This is a genomic window from Acinetobacter sp. YH12023 (assembly GCF_013420135.1).
GTDB classification, from domain to species: Bacteria; Pseudomonadota; Gammaproteobacteria; order Pseudomonadales; family Moraxellaceae; genus Acinetobacter; species Acinetobacter amyesii.
On record NZ_VOYU01000001.1, the window covers coordinates 24689 to 43249 of the forward strand.

General features: G+C 41.3%; 19 protein-coding genes and 1 pseudogene. 14 read left to right on the forward strand and 6 right to left on the reverse strand.

Annotated elements, in window-relative coordinates; translation table 11 throughout:
• Positions 1 to 75 precede the first annotated feature (75 nt).
• Positions 76 to 1182, forward strand: coding sequence for a YjgN family protein (locus FTT92_RS00125; RefSeq protein WP_180171139.1), 1107 nt, complete (start codon positions 76 to 78; stop codon positions 1180 to 1182).
• Between the two features lie 14 nt (positions 1183 to 1196).
• Positions 1197 to 2258 carry a M48 family metallopeptidase gene (locus FTT92_RS00130; protein WP_180171140.1) on the forward strand — a complete coding sequence of 354 codons (1062 nt, stop codon included), beginning with the start codon at positions 1197 to 1199 and terminating at the stop codon, positions 2256 to 2258.
• A gap of 31 nt (positions 2259 to 2289) precedes the next feature.
• On the opposite strand, the gene FTT92_RS00135 is transcribed toward FTT92_RS00130, so the two are convergent.
• On the reverse strand, positions 2290 to 2586 hold the full coding sequence (locus FTT92_RS00135) for a DUF2218 domain-containing protein (RefSeq protein ID WP_180109462.1): 297 nt from the start codon (positions 2584 to 2586) through the stop codon (positions 2290 to 2292).
• A 604-nt stretch (positions 2587 to 3190) separates the two neighbouring features.
• Between FTT92_RS00135 and rpe the strand changes: the two genes are divergently transcribed.
• From rpe to FTT92_RS00180, 9 genes and pseudogenes are all read left to right on the forward strand, one after another.
• Positions 3191 to 3877 (forward strand): ribulose-phosphate 3-epimerase, encoded by a 687-nt coding sequence (gene rpe / locus FTT92_RS00140; protein WP_168378513.1) that lies wholly within the window; start codon positions 3191 to 3193, stop codon positions 3875 to 3877.
• A 615-nt stretch (positions 3878 to 4492) separates the two neighbouring features.
• A complete protein-coding gene (locus FTT92_RS00145) occupies positions 4493 to 5008 on the forward strand; it encodes a hypothetical protein (RefSeq protein ID WP_180078278.1) in 516 nt (171 codons plus the stop codon).
• Positions 5009 to 5054: 46 nt separating this feature from the next.
• Complete coding sequence (locus FTT92_RS00150) at positions 5055 to 7037, forward strand: multicopper oxidase domain-containing protein (RefSeq protein WP_180171141.1); 1983 nt, start codon at positions 5055 to 5057, stop codon at positions 7035 to 7037.
• Positions 7024 to 8016: a copper resistance protein B gene (locus FTT92_RS00155; protein WP_180171142.1), complete on the forward strand. Its 993-nt coding sequence runs from the start codon at positions 7024 to 7026 to the stop codon at positions 8014 to 8016. Before FTT92_RS00150 ends, FTT92_RS00155 begins: the two co-directional genes overlap by 14 nt.
• Before the next feature lie 301 nt (positions 8017 to 8317).
• Positions 8318 to 8635 (forward strand): multidrug efflux SMR transporter, encoded by a 318-nt coding sequence (locus tag FTT92_RS00160; protein ID WP_078191168.1) that lies wholly within the window; start codon positions 8318 to 8320, stop codon positions 8633 to 8635.
• A gap of 55 nt (positions 8636 to 8690) precedes the next feature.
• Positions 8691 to 9008, forward strand: a complete 318-nt coding sequence (gene sugE / locus FTT92_RS00165; RefSeq protein WP_078191206.1) for a quaternary ammonium compound efflux SMR transporter SugE — start codon at positions 8691 to 8693, stop codon at positions 9006 to 9008.
• Between the two features lie 37 nt (positions 9009 to 9045).
• A complete protein-coding gene (locus tag FTT92_RS00170; RefSeq protein WP_168378519.1) occupies positions 9046 to 9528 on the forward strand; it encodes a methylated-DNA--[protein]-cysteine S-methyltransferase in 483 nt (160 codons plus the stop codon).
• A gap of 352 nt (positions 9529 to 9880) precedes the next feature.
• Positions 9881 to 10533, forward strand: a pseudogene (locus FTT92_RS00175) (nuclease-related domain-containing protein).
• A gap of 62 nt (positions 10534 to 10595) precedes the next feature.
• Positions 10596 to 10964 (forward strand): SseB family protein, encoded by a 369-nt coding sequence (locus FTT92_RS00180; protein WP_180171143.1) that lies wholly within the window; start codon positions 10596 to 10598, stop codon positions 10962 to 10964.
• 56 nt (positions 10965 to 11020) lie between these two features.
• Here FTT92_RS00180 and FTT92_RS00185 read toward each other — a convergent pair whose 3' ends face one another.
• On the reverse strand, positions 11021 to 11953 hold the full coding sequence (locus FTT92_RS00185; RefSeq protein WP_180171144.1) for a tRNA-dihydrouridine synthase: 933 nt from the start codon (positions 11951 to 11953) through the stop codon (positions 11021 to 11023).
• Positions 11954 to 12402: 449 nt separating this feature from the next.
• Here FTT92_RS00185 and FTT92_RS00190 point away from each other — a divergent pair, with 449 nt between their 5' ends.
• Entirely contained in the window at positions 12403 to 12612 is a 210-nt protein-coding gene (locus FTT92_RS00190) for a cold-shock protein (RefSeq protein WP_067761877.1), read from the forward strand.
• Between the two features lie 150 nt (positions 12613 to 12762).
• On the opposite strand, the gene FTT92_RS00195 is transcribed toward FTT92_RS00190, so the two are convergent.
• Positions 12763 to 13572 carry an inner membrane protein YpjD gene (locus FTT92_RS00195; protein WP_180171145.1) on the reverse strand — a complete coding sequence of 270 codons (810 nt, stop codon included), beginning with the start codon at positions 13570 to 13572 and terminating at the stop codon, positions 12763 to 12765.
• Positions 13573 to 13710: 138 nt separating this feature from the next.
• Here FTT92_RS00195 and ffh point away from each other — a divergent pair, with 138 nt between their 5' ends.
• Together ffh and FTT92_RS00205 are read left to right on the forward strand one after the other, a co-directional pair.
• Positions 13711 to 15114: a signal recognition particle protein gene (gene ffh / locus FTT92_RS00200; protein WP_078191163.1), complete on the forward strand. Its 1404-nt coding sequence runs from the start codon at positions 13711 to 13713 to the stop codon at positions 15112 to 15114.
• Positions 15115 to 15397: 283 nt separating this feature from the next.
• Entirely contained in the window at positions 15398 to 15991 is a 594-nt protein-coding gene (locus tag FTT92_RS00205) for an alpha/beta hydrolase (RefSeq protein ID WP_180171146.1), read from the forward strand.
• 137 nt (positions 15992 to 16128) lie between these two features.
• On the opposite strand, the gene FTT92_RS00210 is transcribed toward FTT92_RS00205, so the two are convergent.
• From FTT92_RS00210 to FTT92_RS00220, 3 genes are all read right to left on the reverse strand, one after another.
• On the reverse strand, positions 16129 to 16806 hold the full coding sequence (locus FTT92_RS00210) for a hypothetical protein (protein WP_180171147.1): 678 nt from the start codon (positions 16804 to 16806) through the stop codon (positions 16129 to 16131).
• 226 nt (positions 16807 to 17032) lie between these two features.
• Positions 17033 to 17761 carry a type III pantothenate kinase gene (locus FTT92_RS00215; protein WP_180171148.1) on the reverse strand — a complete coding sequence of 243 codons (729 nt, stop codon included), beginning with the start codon at positions 17759 to 17761 and terminating at the stop codon, positions 17033 to 17035.
• A 22-nt stretch (positions 17762 to 17783) separates the two neighbouring features.
• Positions 17784 to 18539: a biotin--[acetyl-CoA-carboxylase] ligase gene (locus FTT92_RS00220; protein WP_180171149.1), complete on the reverse strand. Its 756-nt coding sequence runs from the start codon at positions 18537 to 18539 to the stop codon at positions 17784 to 17786.
• Positions 18540 to 18561 lie beyond the last annotated feature (22 nt).

Below are 18561 nucleotides of genomic sequence, written 5' to 3' on the forward strand. Positions count from 1 at the left end.
AATAAAGCATGGTGATGAGCATTACCATGCAGATGAATAAATTCGACATACCAAAAAAAATAATTTAGGGTACTTATGCAAAATTCACAAATGGAAACGCCGCTTCCGCCAGAGCTGCCCGTGATGAATCCACCGAGTCTATTTGGTGAGACAGAACAGGCTGATGTTTTGGGACGAAATTATCATTTTAGATTTAAAGGTAATGCATCTGAATATTTCGGTATTTGGATCGTGAATATCTTACTGACCATTGTCACGCTTGGACTTTATGCGCCTTGGGCAAAAGTCCGCCGTTTACGTTATTTTTACGGTAATACTTGGGTGTTTCAGCGTCGGTTTGACTTTACTGGTTTGCCTACAAAAATTTTAGTTGGACGAATCATTGCGTTAGTGGTCTATGGTGGTTTCTCTTTTGCTGCAAAATATTCTTGGGAAGCTTTCTTAGCGGGCTTTGTCCTGATCTTTTTCGCGGTTCCTTGGCTCATACGATCTACGATTCGTTTCCGTGCCCGTAACAGTAAGTTTAGTAATAGCCGATTCTTTTTTTCTGGGACGAATAAAAGCGCGTATTGGTGCTTTGTTAAATGTCTTGCGGTCGTTGTTTTTACCCTCGGGTTGTTTACACCAGTTGCGGTCTGGCTATATAAACGTGAATGTCTGAATCATTTGTATCTGGGTCAGTTAAAATTTAATCTGAATAATACTTGGGGCGATTATATGCGTGCCATGTATGTGCCTTTATTTCTGTTTATGGGCTTTGGTGCATTGCTGGCAGTGATCTTTGCGATATTGTTTGGTAGTTCAGATGGTTTAAATGACGCATCTTATGTCTTCATTATTTTTGGTATGTATTTGATTGGCTATATGTTTATTTGGCCACTCACAGCTGCACGTATTTTTATTACCACATGGAATAACACTACGTTGAGCCGCAGTCAGTTTCATACGGACTGTAATCAATGGCGCTATGCATGGATTGTCTTGAGCAATTGGTTGGCTAAAATGGTTAGTCTCGGTTTACTGACACCATGGGCAGTTGTACGACTATATAAATATCAGACTGAATCTTTGCACTTAATGTTGGTCGATGATCCTGACCAATTACAAAATCAAATGCAGCAAGATCACAATGCGATTGCTGAAGAATTATCCGATATTTTTGACCTAGATATTTCCTTATAACGCAGGTGAATTACATGAAAACATCAGTAGTGAATGCAACCTATTATGATGGGAAAGTGTCAAAACCCTTTGTTGCTCAAATCAGCGCAGATGGGGAACATGCTGTGATTGTGCGTTATGGTCAAGACCTAGAGCAAACACAGCATTACACCTATCAAGATATGACGCTGATCGGTGCTTTGGGTGATATTCAGCCAGTGATTGAGTTAAAGGACGATGCTCGTTTAGAGTTTCATCAACCTTTGCCAGAGTGGTTCAATCTCGACGTAAAGTCGCGTTGGCATTCGATTTGGAAGTTAGAGCGTTCACCTTCTCTAATCATTTTTAGTGTGATTTTCGTGGTGGCTTTTGCTTTTGTATTAATTAAATGGGGCATACCAGCAGCGTCACATGTGGTGGCTAATCAACTTCCTGAGACAGCGTTAAAGAGTTGGGGGGATCAGGCGGAAAAATATATTATCGATATGACTGAACCCACAAAATTGCCACAAGCACGTCAAGACAAGTTGAAGCAAGAATATCAACAATTGGTGGCTGAAAATCGTCCTGCGAAGTTGTTATTCCGCGGTGGTGGCAGCATCGGTGCAAATGCATTGGCGATACCCAATAACACCATTATCGTGACAGATGAGTTGGTTAAATTAGCGAAAAATGATTATGAGTTAATTGGTGTACTTGCACATGAGCAGGGGCATTTAGTTCAACGCCATAGTTTGCAGCAAAGTTTGTCAGGTTTAGGCATCAGTATTATTTTGTTGATGATCACAGGGGATGGCTCTGACATTCTTACCAGTTTACCGGTAGCTGCGGTGGGTGCGAGCTACTCACGAGACTTTGAATCTGAAGCAGATTTATATGCCTTAAAACAACTTTCAAAACATCAAATTCCAACGGCACATTTTGCAAACTTCTTACAACGTATGGAAGATGAAGCTGATGGTGAAACAACAAAAGAGAAAGATGCCAAAGATGGAACTGCCAAAAATCAGAGATCATGGACAGATTTCTTTGAGTCACACCCAGCGACGAAAGCCCGTATTGATGCAGTTAGAAATTATCAATCACATCAGCATTGAGTAAAAGGCTTTAACAATATGGCGACGTAGACTACGGTTCACGTTGCCATGTTGCACTGAGTTCTTCTTGCCCCATGCGGATCAAATGATCTAAAACCACATGTTCCAATTGATCTAGATTTGCACTTGGATCTTGGGCTGAAATCACCACATCTAAAAATGCAACTTGTGGTAAAAGACTGACCTCTGCAGAGGGCAGTTGAATCTTGAATGCAGTATTTTCTCCAATGAGCTGTTCATTGACTTCAAATTTATGTTTCCAATGATTGACTAAGCGCTTAGCAACACGTGCTGCTTGGGCGGTGGTGATTTGTGTTGAACTTTTCATAAATGCAATTTTATTATTAAGCCGTCAGTCCTTTAACTTAGCAAAGTACATAGATGCTCGTTAAGTCTAAATATGCAACGCTGTGTTTCTATCCCTGAGATCTTTATCCATATTAATCACTGATGTTACGCACGCAAAAAATAATTTTGCATTTTTTAAATGATATTTAAGTCAATTCGTCGGAGTTTTACATCTAGGGCTTAAATAAAGGGATTAGCCTTCGGCTGGAGGTACTCTTACGAAACGATGTTTCTCATTAGGCAAAATGAGCAGCGAAGCTTCGCAAGGAAACCATCTTGCAGAGCAATGCTCCTCACCACAAAACTCGCTCTCTAGCGTCTATTAATTTAAAGTATTGCAAAAACATTTTTGATGAGAAGTCGTGCTGTCTCAAACAAATGCGGATGACGTTACCGCGTATCTTTCTTTTATTTGAACCAATTACGCTTCTGATATTACTGCGTAACATCAGTTCATCCTAGGTTTTTTATTATAGAGATCTCAATCATCAGTATCGAAAAAACGACTGAGGGCGTGGGCAGCGAATAGGGGGACAATTTGCTATAATGCGTCAATCACTCCCTTTTCAAAGCTAGGTTTTTTCATGTCCAAGCCATTCTTAATCGCACCTTCAATTTTGTCAGCAGACTTTGCGCGCTTAGGTGAAGAAGTTGAAAACGTTCTAGAAGCCGGTGCAGATGTTGTTCATTTCGATGTCATGGATAATCATTATGTACCGAACTTAACTTTTGGTGCGGGCGTTTGTAAGGCATTGAAAAAATACGGCATTAAGGCGCCAATTGATGTGCATCTAATGGTTTCGCCGGTAGACCGTATGATTGGTGATTTCTTAGACGCTGGCGCAGATATCATCACTTTCCACCCAGAAGCGACTGACCATATTGACCGCTCTTTACAGTTAATCAAATCTGGTGGTGCGCAAGCGGGCTTGGTATTTAACCCTGCGACACCTCTGCATTATTTAGACTATGTTTTAGATAAAGTTGACCAAGTCTTGTTGATGAGTGTGAACCCTGGTTTTGGCGGTCAAAAGTTCATTCCAATGACTTTGGAAAAGCTGCGTCAAGCACGAAAAATTATTGATGCTTCAGGTCGTGATATTCGCTTAGAAGTGGATGGTGGTGTTACTCCAGCCAATATTCGTGACATTGCTGAAGCCGGTGCAGACATGTTTGTTGCAGGTTCAGCGATTTTTGGTAAGCCTGATTATAAAGCTGTGATTGATGACATGCGTTCAGAGTTGGCAAAAGTGCATGCTCAAGAGGCTTAAGCCTTTGGGTATAAGTTATTCCTCGCTTGTGGATAACTATATGGATAACCGTATGGATATCTGTGTAGATAACTATATGGATAACTTGGATAAATTATAAACGATTGTGCATCAATGGTTTAATAATTAGACGTATTAAGTATAAAAAGGACTCAATTGAGTCCTTTTTTTATGGAGTAAAGTGTTTGAAATGCTGTATGTTTATTAATCTATGGTAAATAATTAATCAGTTTAAAAAATAACTTTTATGTTTTAACTGGAAGATATGCGCTGATTTTTTATGACAGCGCAATAAATTTAAAACTGTTGTGAATAACTGCACAATTAATTATGCTGTTAGCAACTATTGAGATGCGCTGCGACTGGCAAAACACATCATCGATCGCACTGGATAATGCTTTTAGATATTTCTGAATGTATCGTTCATGATGGATAAATCGGTCGAGCTGCATGTCATGTTGATACAAATGTCATGTGATTGCATTTGAATCGTAAATAATATCTTCATGGTGTTTCATGCGGATTTCGGCTGAGCCGATCGCGTGATGTTTCTAAAGATGTGTTAATAGGGATATATTGTCACAGTGCATCATTGGGTTGAATTAGGATACTAAATTGTTTAATTTTTTGCGTAAGCATCTTGGCTTTGCTTGGCTCATGGCGTTTGTCATGGGGTGGAGCAGTGTGGTCAGTGCACAGCAAAATTTTCAACATCAACAAATGATGACTGCGAATGCCCATCAGGCATCAGTTCATGCAGCACATACTGATCCTTCACATTCAAATATAGCAAATTGCCATCAAAATCAGCGGCAAGCTGTTCCAGAGCATGCAGCACATCATGGCAAGCAGACGACACCTGAAGTCATTTCAATGATGGACTGTCATCAATCTTTAGATTCGCCATCTGCACTGCAAGATGGTCAGGTGCATCATTCAACAACACAAAGTACAGACTGTCAGGACTGTACACTCGCACATTGCCAAATCAGTACCTCTTATGTCGATAGCGCCTTGGTCGCATTGCAGACCTTCCATGTGCATCACTATGCAGAACCCCCTCGTTTCATTTTTGCTGGACAGCATTTAAAAGGCTTTTGGCAAGAAATTCTAAGACCTCCGCAAGCTTAACCTGAGTATTAAATACGTTTTTTCGTTATTTTATAAAGGTTAAGTCATGTCTAATTTATCTAAATCATGCCTCGTGCTCGGGGTGTGTCTGCTGTCTCCAACGTGGGCGTTTGCAGCCATTAAAGAATATCATCTGAATATTGATGAAAAGACCATCAATTTGACTGGTAAAGCGGTCAAGAAAATCAGTGTCAATGGTCAGTTTCCAGCGCCTATACTGGATTTTGAAGAAGGCGATGATGCGGTCATCCATGTACATAATCTGCTCAAAAAACAAAATACCTCGGTGCATTGGCATGGTCTATTGCTGCCCGGTTTAATGGACGGTGTACCCGGTTTTAATGGTTTTAATGAAATTCAGCCTGATGGTAGCTTTACTTACAAATTTAAAGTCCGTCAAAGCGGAACCTATTGGTATCACGCGCATTCCAAAGGCCAAGAACAAGACGGATTATATGGCGCTTTGGTAATTTATCCGAAAGGTAAACAAGCACTTGCCGCACATGAACAGACTCAACGTGATTATGTGGTCATGTTGTCGGATTTTCATGAATCATCTAGCGCTCAGATTATGGCAAATCTGAAAAAGTCTGCCGAATACTATCAAAATCAGCGTGAAACGTTTTCAGATGTATGGACGCAAATTCAACGAACAGGTTTAAAAAACACTTGGCAAGACCGTTCGATGTGGAATCAGATGCGTATGCTGAAAACGGATTTGTCTGATGTAACGGGTTATACGTTCTTATTGAATGGTAAAACTCCAGAACAAAACTGGACAGGTCTATTTAAGCCTAACGAAAAAGTTAGACTTCGTTTTGTAAATGCTGCGGCCATGTCGTTTTTTGATGTGCGTATTCCTCAGCTCAAAATGACGGTGGTCAGTGCAGACGGTCAAGCGGTCAAGCCGGTCGCTGTGGATGAATTCCGCATCGGTGCTGCAGAAACCTATGATGTGATCGTAGAGCCTAAATCTGCGCATTATCAGATTGAAGCTGAGTCGATTGATCGGACTGGATTTGCGATTGGCACTTTACATGATGAAACGCAGCCTCAGCACTCAGGTATTCATATACCAAAAGCACGGCCACCCGCTTTGCTGACCATGGAAGATATGGGGCATGGTTCAATGTCAGGTATGGACCATAGCAATATGGGACATATGGCTACAGGTTCAACCCAAACTTCAGCAATCCAGCAAGTGAATGCTCATGAGCACAACATGCATACTGTCGATCCGTCAAAGATTCAGCCGAATCAAGCACATGATCATGCTGCAATGGGGCATGACATGGACCATTCTCCAGTGACTGCGCATACTACTATGCAGCATCCAGATATGCATAAACAGAATATGTCTGATTCAGCGCATGCCAATATGGATCATAGTGTGATGGATCATTCATCTATGAACCACTCCTCAATAAACTCATCCATGAAACATGATATGCATACAGCGATGGAGCATGCACAGTCTAAAGAGGAGAAGCAGGCAGTTGAAAATTCAGCAACGGTTATGGGTTGGGCCAATGCATCAACACCTATGGGTGATAAGGCACTGCAATATAGTGATCTAAAAGCGTTAACCCCGCAGCCTGATACACGTGAACCGACGCAAGATTTGGTCATTCATTTGGGAGGAACGATGGAACGCTATATGTGGACCATGAATGGCAAAAAATTCAGTGAAGCTGAACCACTAAAGGTGAAATATGGTGAGAGAATCCGACTGAAATTTGTCAATGACAGCATGATGGCGCATCCGATGCATTTACATGGCATGTTTATGCAATTGGAAAATGGGCAAGTATCTTCTGAAATGCCAAATAAACATACGGTGATTGTGCCGCCGGGGAAAACTGTCACGGCTCTGTTAACGGCCAATGAATTAGGGGAATGGGCGATTCATTGTCACTTGCTGTATCACATGTCTGCAGGGATGATGAATAAACTTGTGGTCGCAAATGTCGCAGAGAATACGAAAACGGCATCTGTACCGCAAAAGGAGGTGTCTCATGCGCATCATTAAACCATGCACATATACGGTTCTAAGTTTAGCTTTGGCATCGGTCACTCAAATGACCATGGCGCAAGATGCACATCACAGCATGCCGATGTCAGCTCAACATGAGTCGCATTCCTCACTTGATTCGTCGCATCAAGAGATGCAAACAGGGATTGAATCGAGCCAGATAGAGCATACTGCAGAACATGCAGAACATGCAGAACATGCAGAACATGCAGAACATGCAGAACATGCAGAACATGCAGAACATGCAGAACATGCAGAACATGCAAATGCATCATCTATTGCTTCACGTGCTACTTCTGCGCAGCATCCCATTGATCATAAGCGTGAACATGGTGGACAGATTTATCAAGCGACTGAGATAGACAATCGATGGCTCTATAATGCCGATGGCCGAGGAAGTTTAAAGACCGAAATTGAGAGTCGAATCGGGACCGATGAAAATAAGCTCTTCATCAAACTACATGCCGATAAAGCAGAATCTCAAGACGCTGATTATGCGGCTCAAGTGATGTATAGCCGTATGATCTCCGACTTTTGGGATGCGCAAATTGGTGCACGTTATCGGGTAGATGAACATCAAGTGACGGACAAAGAACAGTTAGATGCTGCGGTGGGTCTGCATGGTCTGGCACCGTATTTCTTTGAAACCGATGCTTATTTATATCTTGGTGCAGATAAACAGGTCAGTTTTTCTTTAGAAACCGAACGTGATCTGTTGTTGACGCAAAAATTGATTTTAAAACCTTATCTAAACCTAGATGTGGTGCTGAGTGATGACTCTGCCTATGCACAAAAAACAGGACTCAGTTCTGTATGGCTCGGGCTAGAAACACGCTATGAAATCAATAAAAAATTGATGCCCTTTATTGATGTCGCTTACAGCTATGAAAAAGGAAATCAGCATACGGCATGGCAAACTGAAACTGGAAGTGAAAAGCAATGGTGGTATGGCGCTGGTCTTCGTCTGAAGTTCTAATCGGCGAATAGACCAAATAAAGAGGGCATCATCAACAGGTTTTGGTGATGCCTTTTTTTATGTCTGAATCTATCCTTTGAACAGACATGCCATGTTTTGGCGCAATTCATCTGTGCAAGTTTTTTCATTAACTGAATAACGCCCTGAATTTGGTCAAAAAATGTAAAGACTGCACTAAAATTCAGCAAATTTGCTATACTGAGACAAGATTCGGAGGAACGACCTCCCTTACATCTTTGTTCAAAGCCAGTAAGAAAAATCGTCAGGACGACCTGACTCTACTAATATGGAGGAAGGCATCATGGCCTGGGTTGTTCTGGTATTCGCTGGTATTTTTGAAATCGTTTGGGCCTATTCGATGAAGCTCTCAGAAGGCTTTACAAAACTTGGCCCAAGTTTAGTCACTTTATTTTTTATGATCCTGAGCTTTGGTTTATTGGCCTATGCCATGAAAACGTTGCCTCTAGGAACGGCTTATACCATTTGGACTGGAATCGGCGCGATTGGCTCATTCCTCGTGGGTATTTTTATACTCGGTGAGCCTGCAACAGCTATGCGGATGTTAGCCGCGGTACTGATCATTTCAGGTCTAATTTTGATGAAGTTATCTTCAAGTTAATATGTTCTAAAGCACAGCGGTCATTGGCCCCTGTGCTTTTTTTATGGGTAAAAATATGGCTTGGGTTTTATTAATTGTAGCGGGATTGCTTGAGGTGGTTTGGGCCTATTGTATGAAAGTCTCTGAAGGCTTTAGCAAACTGACGCCCAGTATTTTGACCATTGTTTTCATGATCGCAAGTTTCGCTTTGTTGTCTTATGCAATGAAATCCTTACCGCTAGGTACAGCCTATACGGTGTGGACCGGCATCGGCGCAGTGGGTTCATTTATCCTCGGCATCGTTGTATTGGGAGAGCCTGCAAATGCCATGCGCATGCTAGCTGCGGTACTGATTATTTCAGGACTGGTCTTGATGAAATTATCGTCCTCCTGAATAATGAAGTGCTGCGATTTTGAGCTTGGAGTATCTCATGCAACTTTCTTATCAGTTTTTAGATTCACCCGTTGGACAATTAAAACTTGTTGCACATGAAACCGCATTGGTGGCTGTTCTTTGGGAAAATGAAAACCCTAATCGTGTGCGATTGGCGGCTTTGGTTGAAGATCTGCAACACCCGATTTTGCTCAAAACCGCACAGCAATTAAATGAATATTTTGCAGGTAAAAGACAGCAATTTGACTTGCCACTAGACTTTGAAGGTACCGCATTTCAGCAACAAGTTTGGCAAGCTTTACTGACGATTCCTTTTGGTGAAACTCGCAGCTATAAACAAATTGCAGAGCAGATCGGCAATGTCAAAGCCGTACGTGCTGTCGGTGCAGCCAACGGTAAAAATCCAATTTCAATTATTGCACCCTGTCATCGTGTCGTGGGCGCAAATGGAAAATTAGTGGGTTTTGCGGGTGGTCTAGAAAATAAAGAAATATTGTTAAAAATTGAGAAATTACAATAAAATATAAAATATACTTATTTAATTGATGTTACACAGTAACATCAAAGCACAATTCGCTTCAAAGAAAGAACGATACGCGTTAACGTCATCCGCAAGTGTTTGAGACAGGATGCCGCCTAATCAAAAATGTTTTTGCGATGCTTTGAATAATTTGACGGTGGTGAACGAGTTTTGCGGATGACAATGGTTTTGGGTACTTTTGCCGAAACAAAAGTACTTCCAGCCGAAGGCTAATCCCTTTATTTAAACCCTAGATGTAAGACTCCGGCGAATAGGCTTAAAAATCATTTTAAAAATGCGAAATTACTTTTATGTGGGTAACATCAGTAATTTAAAGTAATGAATCAAATCAATGAATATTTCTCAAATTTTTGCACCGCTCATTTCGACGTTGTGGTGGCTAATTCCATTGTTACTGATTGTGGGGGCAATCAAAGCATTTAAACCATATTTAAAGGGGAAAATGGGGGAGTTTGCTGTCGCCGTTCATGTCAAACTTTATTTGAAAGACCATTATATATTGTTAAATGATTTGACCTTACCAGATGGCGAGGGAGCTACCACTCAAATTGATCATCTTCTTTTAAGCCCATTTGGTGTGTTTGTGATTGAAACTAAAAACTATAAGGGCTGGATTTTTGGGAGCGAGAGACAAAAACAATGGACGCAAAAGATTTATAAAAAAGTTTTAAATTTCAAAATCCGATTCACCAAAATTATAAACATATGAAAGTGTTAGAACAGGTGTTGAGCGATATTCTGGATAAAGGCAATATGCATTCTGTGATTGTTTTTATGCCTGAAGCGGTGTTTAAAACAGAGATGCCATCGAATGTATTTCGGGGTACAGCTTGGGTGGACTATGTTCAAACTTTTCGGCAACCCGTGATCTCTGAAATGAAACTTAAACGAATACAATTGCGTTTAGAAAAAGAAATTTTAGAAAAGTCGTGGAAAACAAATCGACAGCACGTTGAAGATTTAAATCAACGGCATAATTCATAAACTTCCTGTATGCTGTAGATTGTGAACAGTATCTGAATGATAAAAATAGACGGACAATAACAATGAAAGACACGCTTCAACATCTTTATGAATCGACTTTAGATCATCCTGAGCAATACCAAGACTTTTATCAGCAACTTTTAGCCAGCCAAGTATATTGTTTGGGTGAGCGTGATGATGAGCAGCATCTGCATTTTCAATTGATGGCAACGGAGCAGGGCGAGCAAGCCATTCCATTTTTTCTGAGTCTTGCGATGCTTCAACAGGATGTTGGCGCAGATGCAGAGTTTGTCATAATCAGTGCTGAAAAATTATTTGCGATTACCAAAGGCGCAAGCTTGGTGATGAACCCGACTTCGGAACATCCGAAAGAGTTTTTGGCAGATGAGATCGACGCAATTTTAGAGTTTGCCAATCAACAAAGCCTTTGAACACTGTAGGTGTGTTCAAAGGCTTTGCGACTACGCTGAGATATGTGTTTTAAAACTTACATACCGGCTTTGAGTTTTTCCACGATTTCATCAAGTGGTTTGACACGTTTTACTTCATCCCAAAGGGCTTTGGCTTCTGGATAGTGCTTCGACATCATGCCGAGCCATTGTTTATAACGACCGACCATATTCATTTCTTTCTTATACGAGCCATTTAAGAAACGAATTTGTAAGCCAAGCAGTTCATGCCATGTAATCAGCGGTTCATCCGTATTACGACGAATACACTGTGTAATGTCAGGGGTGGTGACTGCAGCACGACCAATCATTAGGTCTTCACAACCGGATTCGAGTTGGCACTGTTTGGCATCGGCATTATTCCAAATTTCACCGTTGGCAATCACGTTAATTTTCAATGCTTCACGAATGGGCTGCAACTGATCCCAAAAGGCAGGCGGGGTATAACCATCGGCTTTGGTTCGCGCATGGACTGTAACCCATGTAGCTCCAGCATCTTCGATGGCATGCGCATTTTCCATAGTGAAGTTACGATCCATATAACCCAAACGCATTTTTGCTGATACAGGAATATGACTCGGAACAGCGTCACGCACAGCTTTGACTAACTCATACACCACTTCAGGTTCATCCAGCAGAACTGAACCACCACGGTGGCGGTTGACGGTTTTTGCAGGGCAACCAAAGTTCATATCAATTGCAGGGGCACCCAGTTCTACCGCGCGTACAGCATTTGCCGCGAGCATGGTCGGATTGTTACCTAAGAACTGTACATGAACCGGTGTTCCTGCTGCAGTTTTGCCTGCATTGTTCAGTTCAGGACAATAGCTATGATAGATATGGTCGGGCAGGACAGAGTCCGTGACACGAATAAACTCGGTTACACACCAGTCAAAACTCCCCACATGCGTTAACACATCTCGCATAATTGGGTCGGTTAAGCCTTCCATCGGCGCAAGAACAAGTTTCACGGTCACACAGCCAAAAATTGAAAAACGGAGTTATACGTGGTTTTGAAAGGGATGTCTAGGTTTTGTGCTTCTGGTGACGCGGAATACGAAATCACAAGATTTTATGTAACTATTTGGTGAAATTAGGACCAAAGTCGTAAAGTCTTGACTGACATAAAACTTAAACAATAAAATGAGTAAATACAGATGGATAGTAATAATAAGAAGATGGCTTTTACTGTTGTTTTTTAATGGAATCAACAACATATACTGTGCTTGAATCTTTTAAGATTTCATGTATGATGGCTGCAACTAGAAAAAAAGTATTGTTTCGTAAATTTTCTTTAAGTATCGCAGTGTTAGTCATAATCCTTCGTTTTTTACAGAAATGAAGTTCAATTCTTTATTATTTTCCAAGTTATAGTCAGTCATCATCCAATGGCTAAATCAACAAATTAATAGGTATTATTATGTCTAATACAGTTACTGGTACAGTTAAATGGTTCAACGAAACTAAAGGTTTCGGTTTTATTGCACAAGACAACGGTCCTGACGTTTTTGCTCACTTCAGCGAAATCACTGGTTCTGGCTTCAAAACTTTGCAAGAAGGCCAAAAGGTTTCTTTCAGCATCGCTCAAGGTCAAAAAGGCCCGAATGCTGTAAACATCGTTGCTCTATAATTTAGACGTAATGAAAAAAAAGCGCTGTATAGCGCTTTTTTTATGCCTGTTATTTCTGTGTGAATAATCAAGCTATAAAAAAGAGAGCTTTAGCTCCCTTCTTGATAAAACTTACTTCTTGATAAAATATTAAATCGTTTCATCGTCGACTTAGCGGCCCAAAACCATTTCTAAAATAAACTTAGATCCAATAAAGCCAACTGCCAAGAGACAAAAACCAATAATGGTAAAGCGAATAGCTTTTTGACCACGCCAGCCAAATCGATAGTGTCCAATGAGTAAAGCACCATAGACGAACCATGAAATGATGCTAAAGGCAGTTTTATGCGCCAAATGCTGTGCAAAGAAGTTATCGATGGTGAAGAAACCAAACCCAAGCGCCACGGTTAGTAGTGCAAATCCAGCAATCAATAAATCAAATAGTAAAGATTCCATGGCTTGGAAGGATGGAAGCAGGCTCACCCATACACGTTTTTTCTGCTTGTTTTTCAGTTCACGGTCTTGTAAACGCAAAATAACCGCTTGAATAGTTGCCATCAGCAGGACGGCATACGCGGAAAGCGACAAAATAATATGGATGTCTAAACCTAGTGAATGTTGTTCTATAAATTGATTTTGTCGACTAAATGCGAAGCCTAAAATCAACCCAGTCGCTGCCACAGGAATGCCCAACAGGTTCATTGCAAGCACAGGTCGATAGGTACTAAATAACACACTGAGTAATAGCATGAGACCTGAAGTAAATGACATCAGGTTGAACACGTCATAGTTCACACCCATAGGCGTCAACATGTCGCTATATAAAACACCTGCATGCAATAACATGCCTAAACCAAGTACAACACCAATAAACCAATGGTTCGGCGCACGTTTAGACATTAAATGGCTGAATAAATACCAAAAAGACGTGGTATAAGCGATTAATGCTAGGATCGTGTAAACCAAGGGGAGACTGATCATGTCAAACCTTTTTCAGGATGTTGAATATTCATTTATATAAATTCTGCAAGAACTAAAGTATCCTATAGCATTCTATGCATAAATTTTCTATTTTAAGAAACAATTTTTTGCTCATGGCTATTTTAAGCGGATTTTGCAATGTTTGATACCTTAACAGAACGACTCACGCAGAGTTTAAGAAATGTTACTGGCTCAGGGCAGCTAACCGAAGACAATATTAAAGATACGTTACGCGAAGTACGTATGGCACTTCTTGAAGCCGATGTTGCGTTACCTGTAACTCGTGAATTCATCGCGAAAGTTAAGGAAGAAGCATTGGGCCAAGAAGTGATGACTCAGTTATCACCGGGGCAGGCTTTCGTCAAAATCGTTCATGACGAATTGACCAAAATGATGGGTGAGGCGAATGAAAGCCTAGACCTAGCGGCAAAACCACCAGTTGTTGTGCTTCTTGCAGGTTTGCAAGGTGCGGGTAAAACAACTACTGCGGCAAAACTTGCACGTTTCTTACAAGAACGTCAAAAGAAAAAAGTAGCAATGGTGTCTGCCGACGTTTATCGTCCAGCAGCGATTAAACAGCTACAAACAGTTGCGGGTGAAGTTGGCGCGATTTTCTTTGAATCTAGCGCAGACGAAAAACCGATTACCATCGCAAATCGTGCGATTGAGCAAGCAAAAATTCAATTTGCTGATGTCTTGATTGTCGATACAGCAGGTCGTTTACATGTAGACGACGAAATGATGGATGAAATTAAAGAGCTTCATGCAGCGATTAAGCCGACTGAAACATTGTTCGTGGTTGATGCCATGACCGGTCAGGATGCGGCGAATACGGCAAAAGCCTTTAATGATGCCTTGCCTTTAACCGGTGTGATCCTGACAAAAACGGATGGTGATGCACGTGGTGGTGCAGCACTTTCTGTTCGTGCCATTACTGGCAAGCCAATCAAATTCTTGGGTATGGGTGAAAAACTCGATGCCCTAGAGCCATTCCATCCTGAACGTATCGCACAGCGTATTTTGGGTATGGGTGACGTACTTTCTTTGGTCGAAGAAGTTGAACGTAAAATCGACAAAGAAAAAGCCGAAAAAATGGCGAAAAAACTGCAAAAAGGCGGTAGCTTCAACTTTGAAGATATGCTGATGCAGTTTGAACAAATGAACAAAATGGGCGGCATGATGGGCTTTCTGGATAAACTTCCAGGCATGAGCAACTCAGGGATTCAAGATGCAATTGCACAAGCAAATCCTGAAAAGCAAGTGAAGAAAATGGAAGCGATTATTCAATCGATGACCATTAAAGAACGTCGTAACCCAGACTTGATGAATCCAAGCCGTAAAAAACGTATTGCAGCAGGCTGTGGTATGGATGTTGCGGAAGTGAATAAACTCATCAAGCAACATGCGCAAATGGCGAAAATGATGAAGAAATTTGCCAACCCAACAGGTATGGCAAAAATGATGAAATCATTGGGCAATATGCAAAAACAATTTGGCGGTGGTGGCATGGGTCCATTGTTCGGCAGTAAAGATCCGAAGTAATTTGGATTTTAAAAAAGGCGCATTCAGCGCCTTTTTTTATGGCTGCAATTTGACGAGACTGTGCGCTTAAGCAAAGTGATCGAGTGCATTTGATAGCAAGTACTGGATGAAGGAATCTTGCTATACCAGCAGATAGATACCGAACTGAGCTAAATCATTACAAAAAGATGCCAAATTGACATTGAGAGCGTGTAGGTGACAGGTTTAAAACAGAGGTGAAAATTTGCCGAACTGCGAATTGAAAGCTTCACTAAAAATAATCACCTAAAATAAGAATCAAATCATGAATACACCGCATACGCCAGAAAGCCAAAAGATCTATATTGTTCATGGTCATGATGCATCGCCGAATGATCATTGGTTTCCTTGGTTGGGACGAAAGCTGCAAGAAGCTGGACATTATTCTCGACGCATCGTGATGGCAAATGCGGCACAACCTGATTTTGACCATTGGCAGAAATTTATAGCGTTGCAAATGCCTGATTTGGATGGAAATACCATCGTGATTGCACATGGTTTGGGGTGCTTAACCACGCTGCATTATCTCAATCAATATTTTGAACAGCATGGCACACGGATTAAAGCGGGCGTTTTTGTGTCAGGTTTTAAAAGTAGTTTACCGACACAGCCTGAATTAACTGCATTTATTCAACGTGCAAAAATGGATAGCGGTGTTTTACAGACCTATATGCCGATTTGTATCAGTCTGATTTCATCCAATGATCCAATCGTGCCGCCACCGGTTGCGATCCAATTGGGCAATTTTATAAATGCACAAATTTATGAAGTGAAAGAAGCAGGGCATTTCACAGCAAAAGATGGCTTTTCTGAGATTCCACAACTGTGGCACGTGTTAGAGCCGATTTTAACGGCTTAGGTAGGTTTTGAGCGCGTGTTTTATAGATCGCGTGTTTTGTCGATAAGATATTTAGTGAAGCCTGAGATTACAATCATGCAATTGAAGAGAAAAAAGGCGCAATCTGCGCCTTTTTGTTTGTTCGAATTATTGATAGATCAGTCGAGTTCTAAAGCAACACGTTCACGAATGTTGTCAATGTCGTCATTGGCTTCACGACCATCTTCCTGCCATGCTTTATAGGCACCAACATATTCACCATCGGTATCGACGACATATTCAGCCGCAATTTTTCCTGAGGCATACCATAAGCGATAAGCGTCATTGCCATTTTCATCGACTTTATACGCTGCGCCACGTTGTCCTGTTGGATAAAACTCTTCGCCGTGGATGCTCACGCCATCTTGGTTCACAAAGGTAGATTCTACTTTGCCATTTTTGCGATAAAGCGTTACTGGGCCTTCGATGTCACTGCCACTGAAACTAAACAGTTTCATCGGATCTTTGACCCAAGCAGGTGAGGATTGAGGGGTTTTGGTTTCTTGGTAAAAATCTTGGACTAAAAAATCACCTGTGGCATTACGACCTAAAAGTACACGGTAATAGCCGTCTTGGACTGGGGTCATGTAATAACTTGAGTCAATATACGATACGCAGCCGCAGTAATCAGGATTATCTTCATCTCCAAAATAGCCCAAAACTGCTTCAGAGGTGCTGAGCTGTGATTTGATTTCGGCAGGGATTTTAGAGTTGGCTAAATTTTGTGTGGTGGTACAACCGCCGAAGAATAATGTAGAGGCGAGCAGGCTTAAACCCAGTAAATTTTTAAATTTCATATCTATACTCTTCGTCTTATATTCTATCTTGAAAGACATTTTTAAATTATAAAGTTGCTGATGTATCTGTCGATCATCGCAGGCTATTGTAATTCCTTGGACGAAAAAAGGTCATGAATCGCGATACAATTTGTAACTACGCTTATATGAAATGCCTCTCAATAAAAAAGCGTGATCACCATTGGTCATCACGCTTTTACAGTTTGCTATCAAATAAATGGCTAAATTACACGCCATTTACATAACTTTGTAGGCCTCTAAGCAGCAAATCTGCTTCGACAGCTGGCTGATATTGTTCTAAATAGCGTGCAAATAGCGCAGCATCGCCCCCAGTTAAAATTAAGCGACTGGGATATTTATCAAGCACCTTTTCAATGGTGCTGACCAAACTGAGCAATATGCCATGATGAACAGCGTCGATGGTATTTTTACCAGGAGACAGCTCGTCAAAGATGGCATCTGGAATTTTAATGCCTTTGGTGTTTTGGATGAGCGAATCACGTTGCAAATATAAATTTGGCAAAATATAGCCACCTAAATGTTGTAATCCATCCGTTAAGTCAATGGTGAGTGCTGTTCCACAGCTAATCACACAGTATTTTTGAGTAGGGTCTTTGACCACAGCCAGCATTTGCAGCCAACGGTCGATCCCGAATTTACTGGTATCTTCGTAGGCACAGCGCAAGCCCGCATATTCGGCATGAACTTTGGCAATGGTGACAGGAACGGCTAAAAATTTAAGAATTTTTTGAATCCGATCATTATTTTTTTTGTCGAGTACTGAAGAAATACCCACCTGATCTAAATTCAAGCTTTTAAAGTGCTGGATCAAACCGAGTAGAAGTTCCGCTGGAGACTGTAAATGCAGTTCCGCAGCATGCTCTATGATTTGATCGTGTTCGGTAATCCAGTATTTCAGTCGTGTATTACCGACATCGAGCCATAATTTTTTCATCAGTAGGCCTTTGCAATCCTGTTTATGATTGATCTGCTAAACGTAAGCGACCTTGGAAATGATTTTCTAAGCGCTGCGAAGTTTGGATGTTGATCGAACCATCATTTTCAATACCGAGAAAGCGGCCTTGGCTTTTGCCTTGTAGGTGTTCAAGCTCAACAGGCTGTTGCATAAATGCAGCATAATGGTTGAATCTTGCAGCGAGGTTATAGCAGTTATGATCGAACCATTCACCTGCAAGTTGAATCGCGGCATAGAGTTCAGCGATTAACTGTAAACGGTTTGGCGAGTGAAGTCCGAGTTCAGATAACGACGTTGCACGTTGCTCAATTCCTGTGGATGGAATCGGAAATAAGTTCATCCCAACGCCGACAATTGCTTGATGTGGCGAAATCGGTTCAATTAAAATCCCGCCCCATTTGCCTTGTGGGCTATATAGGTCATTGGGCCATTTCACTTGTAATGCGAGATTCTGCAAACTTGGCATTTGTAAGATATTTAAGGCTATTTCGAGTGCAAGCCGTCCATCTATCGCTGTCTGTAAATTCAGCAATGTGCTTAAATAGATATTACCAACGGGTGAGACCCATTGATGATCGCGTTGCCCACGGCCTTGAGTCTGTTGTTCACTGCATACCAATACATGTTGGATGCCTTTTTTGGCAATCTCATGGACATCGTCATTGGTCGATGTTGTTATGGGCTTCAGTAATAAAACTTCAGGCGGTTGAGGTACTGTGCTCAGCAATTGCTGTAAGTGTCTGGTCTCTAAATCCATTTGAATCTGAGAGTTGTGGAAT

Excerpts from the sequence above, each read along its gene's own strand:
- FTT92_RS00130 (WP_180171140.1), top strand. The coding sequence starts at position 1,197 with ATGAAAACATCAGTAGTGAATGCAACCTATTATGATGGGAAAGTGTCA.
- FTT92_RS00170 (WP_168378519.1), top strand. The coding sequence starts at position 9,046 with ATGCAACTTTCTTATCAGTTTTTAGATTCACCCGTTGGACAATTAAAA.
- FTT92_RS00215 (WP_180171148.1), bottom strand. The coding sequence starts at position 17,761 with ATGAAAAAATTATGGCTCGATGTCGGTAATACACGACTGAAATACTGG.
- FTT92_RS00150 (WP_180171141.1), top strand. The coding sequence starts at position 5,055 with ATGTCTAATTTATCTAAATCATGCCTCGTGCTCGGGGTGTGTCTGCTG.
- FTT92_RS00135 (WP_180109462.1), bottom strand. The coding sequence starts at position 2,586 with ATGAAAAGTTCAACACAAATCACCACCGCCCAAGCAGCACGTGTTGCT.
- FTT92_RS00210 (WP_180171147.1), bottom strand. The coding sequence starts at position 16,806 with ATGAAATTTAAAAATTTACTGGGTTTAAGCCTGCTCGCCTCTACATTA.
- FTT92_RS00205 (WP_180171146.1), top strand. The coding sequence starts at position 15,398 with ATGAATACACCGCATACGCCAGAAAGCCAAAAGATCTATATTGTTCAT.
- FTT92_RS00160 (WP_078191168.1), top strand. The coding sequence starts at position 8,318 with ATGGCCTGGGTTGTTCTGGTATTCGCTGGTATTTTTGAAATCGTTTGG.
- FTT92_RS00155 (WP_180171142.1), top strand. The coding sequence starts at position 7,024 with ATGCGCATCATTAAACCATGCACATATACGGTTCTAAGTTTAGCTTTG.
- FTT92_RS00180 (WP_180171143.1), top strand. The coding sequence starts at position 10,596 with ATGAAAGACACGCTTCAACATCTTTATGAATCGACTTTAGATCATCCT.
- FTT92_RS00190 (WP_067761877.1), top strand. The coding sequence starts at position 12,403 with ATGTCTAATACAGTTACTGGTACAGTTAAATGGTTCAACGAAACTAAA.
- FTT92_RS00195 (WP_180171145.1), bottom strand. The coding sequence starts at position 13,572 with ATGATCAGTCTCCCCTTGGTTTACACGATCCTAGCATTAATCGCTTAT.
- FTT92_RS00125 (WP_180171139.1), top strand. The coding sequence starts at position 76 with ATGCAAAATTCACAAATGGAAACGCCGCTTCCGCCAGAGCTGCCCGTG.
- sugE (WP_078191206.1), top strand. The coding sequence starts at position 8,691 with ATGGCTTGGGTTTTATTAATTGTAGCGGGATTGCTTGAGGTGGTTTGG.
- ffh (WP_078191163.1), top strand. The coding sequence starts at position 13,711 with ATGTTTGATACCTTAACAGAACGACTCACGCAGAGTTTAAGAAATGTT.
- rpe (WP_168378513.1), top strand. The coding sequence starts at position 3,191 with ATGTCCAAGCCATTCTTAATCGCACCTTCAATTTTGTCAGCAGACTTT.
- FTT92_RS00220 (WP_180171149.1), bottom strand. The coding sequence starts at position 18,539 with ATGGATTTAGAGACCAGACACTTACAGCAATTGCTGAGCACAGTACCT.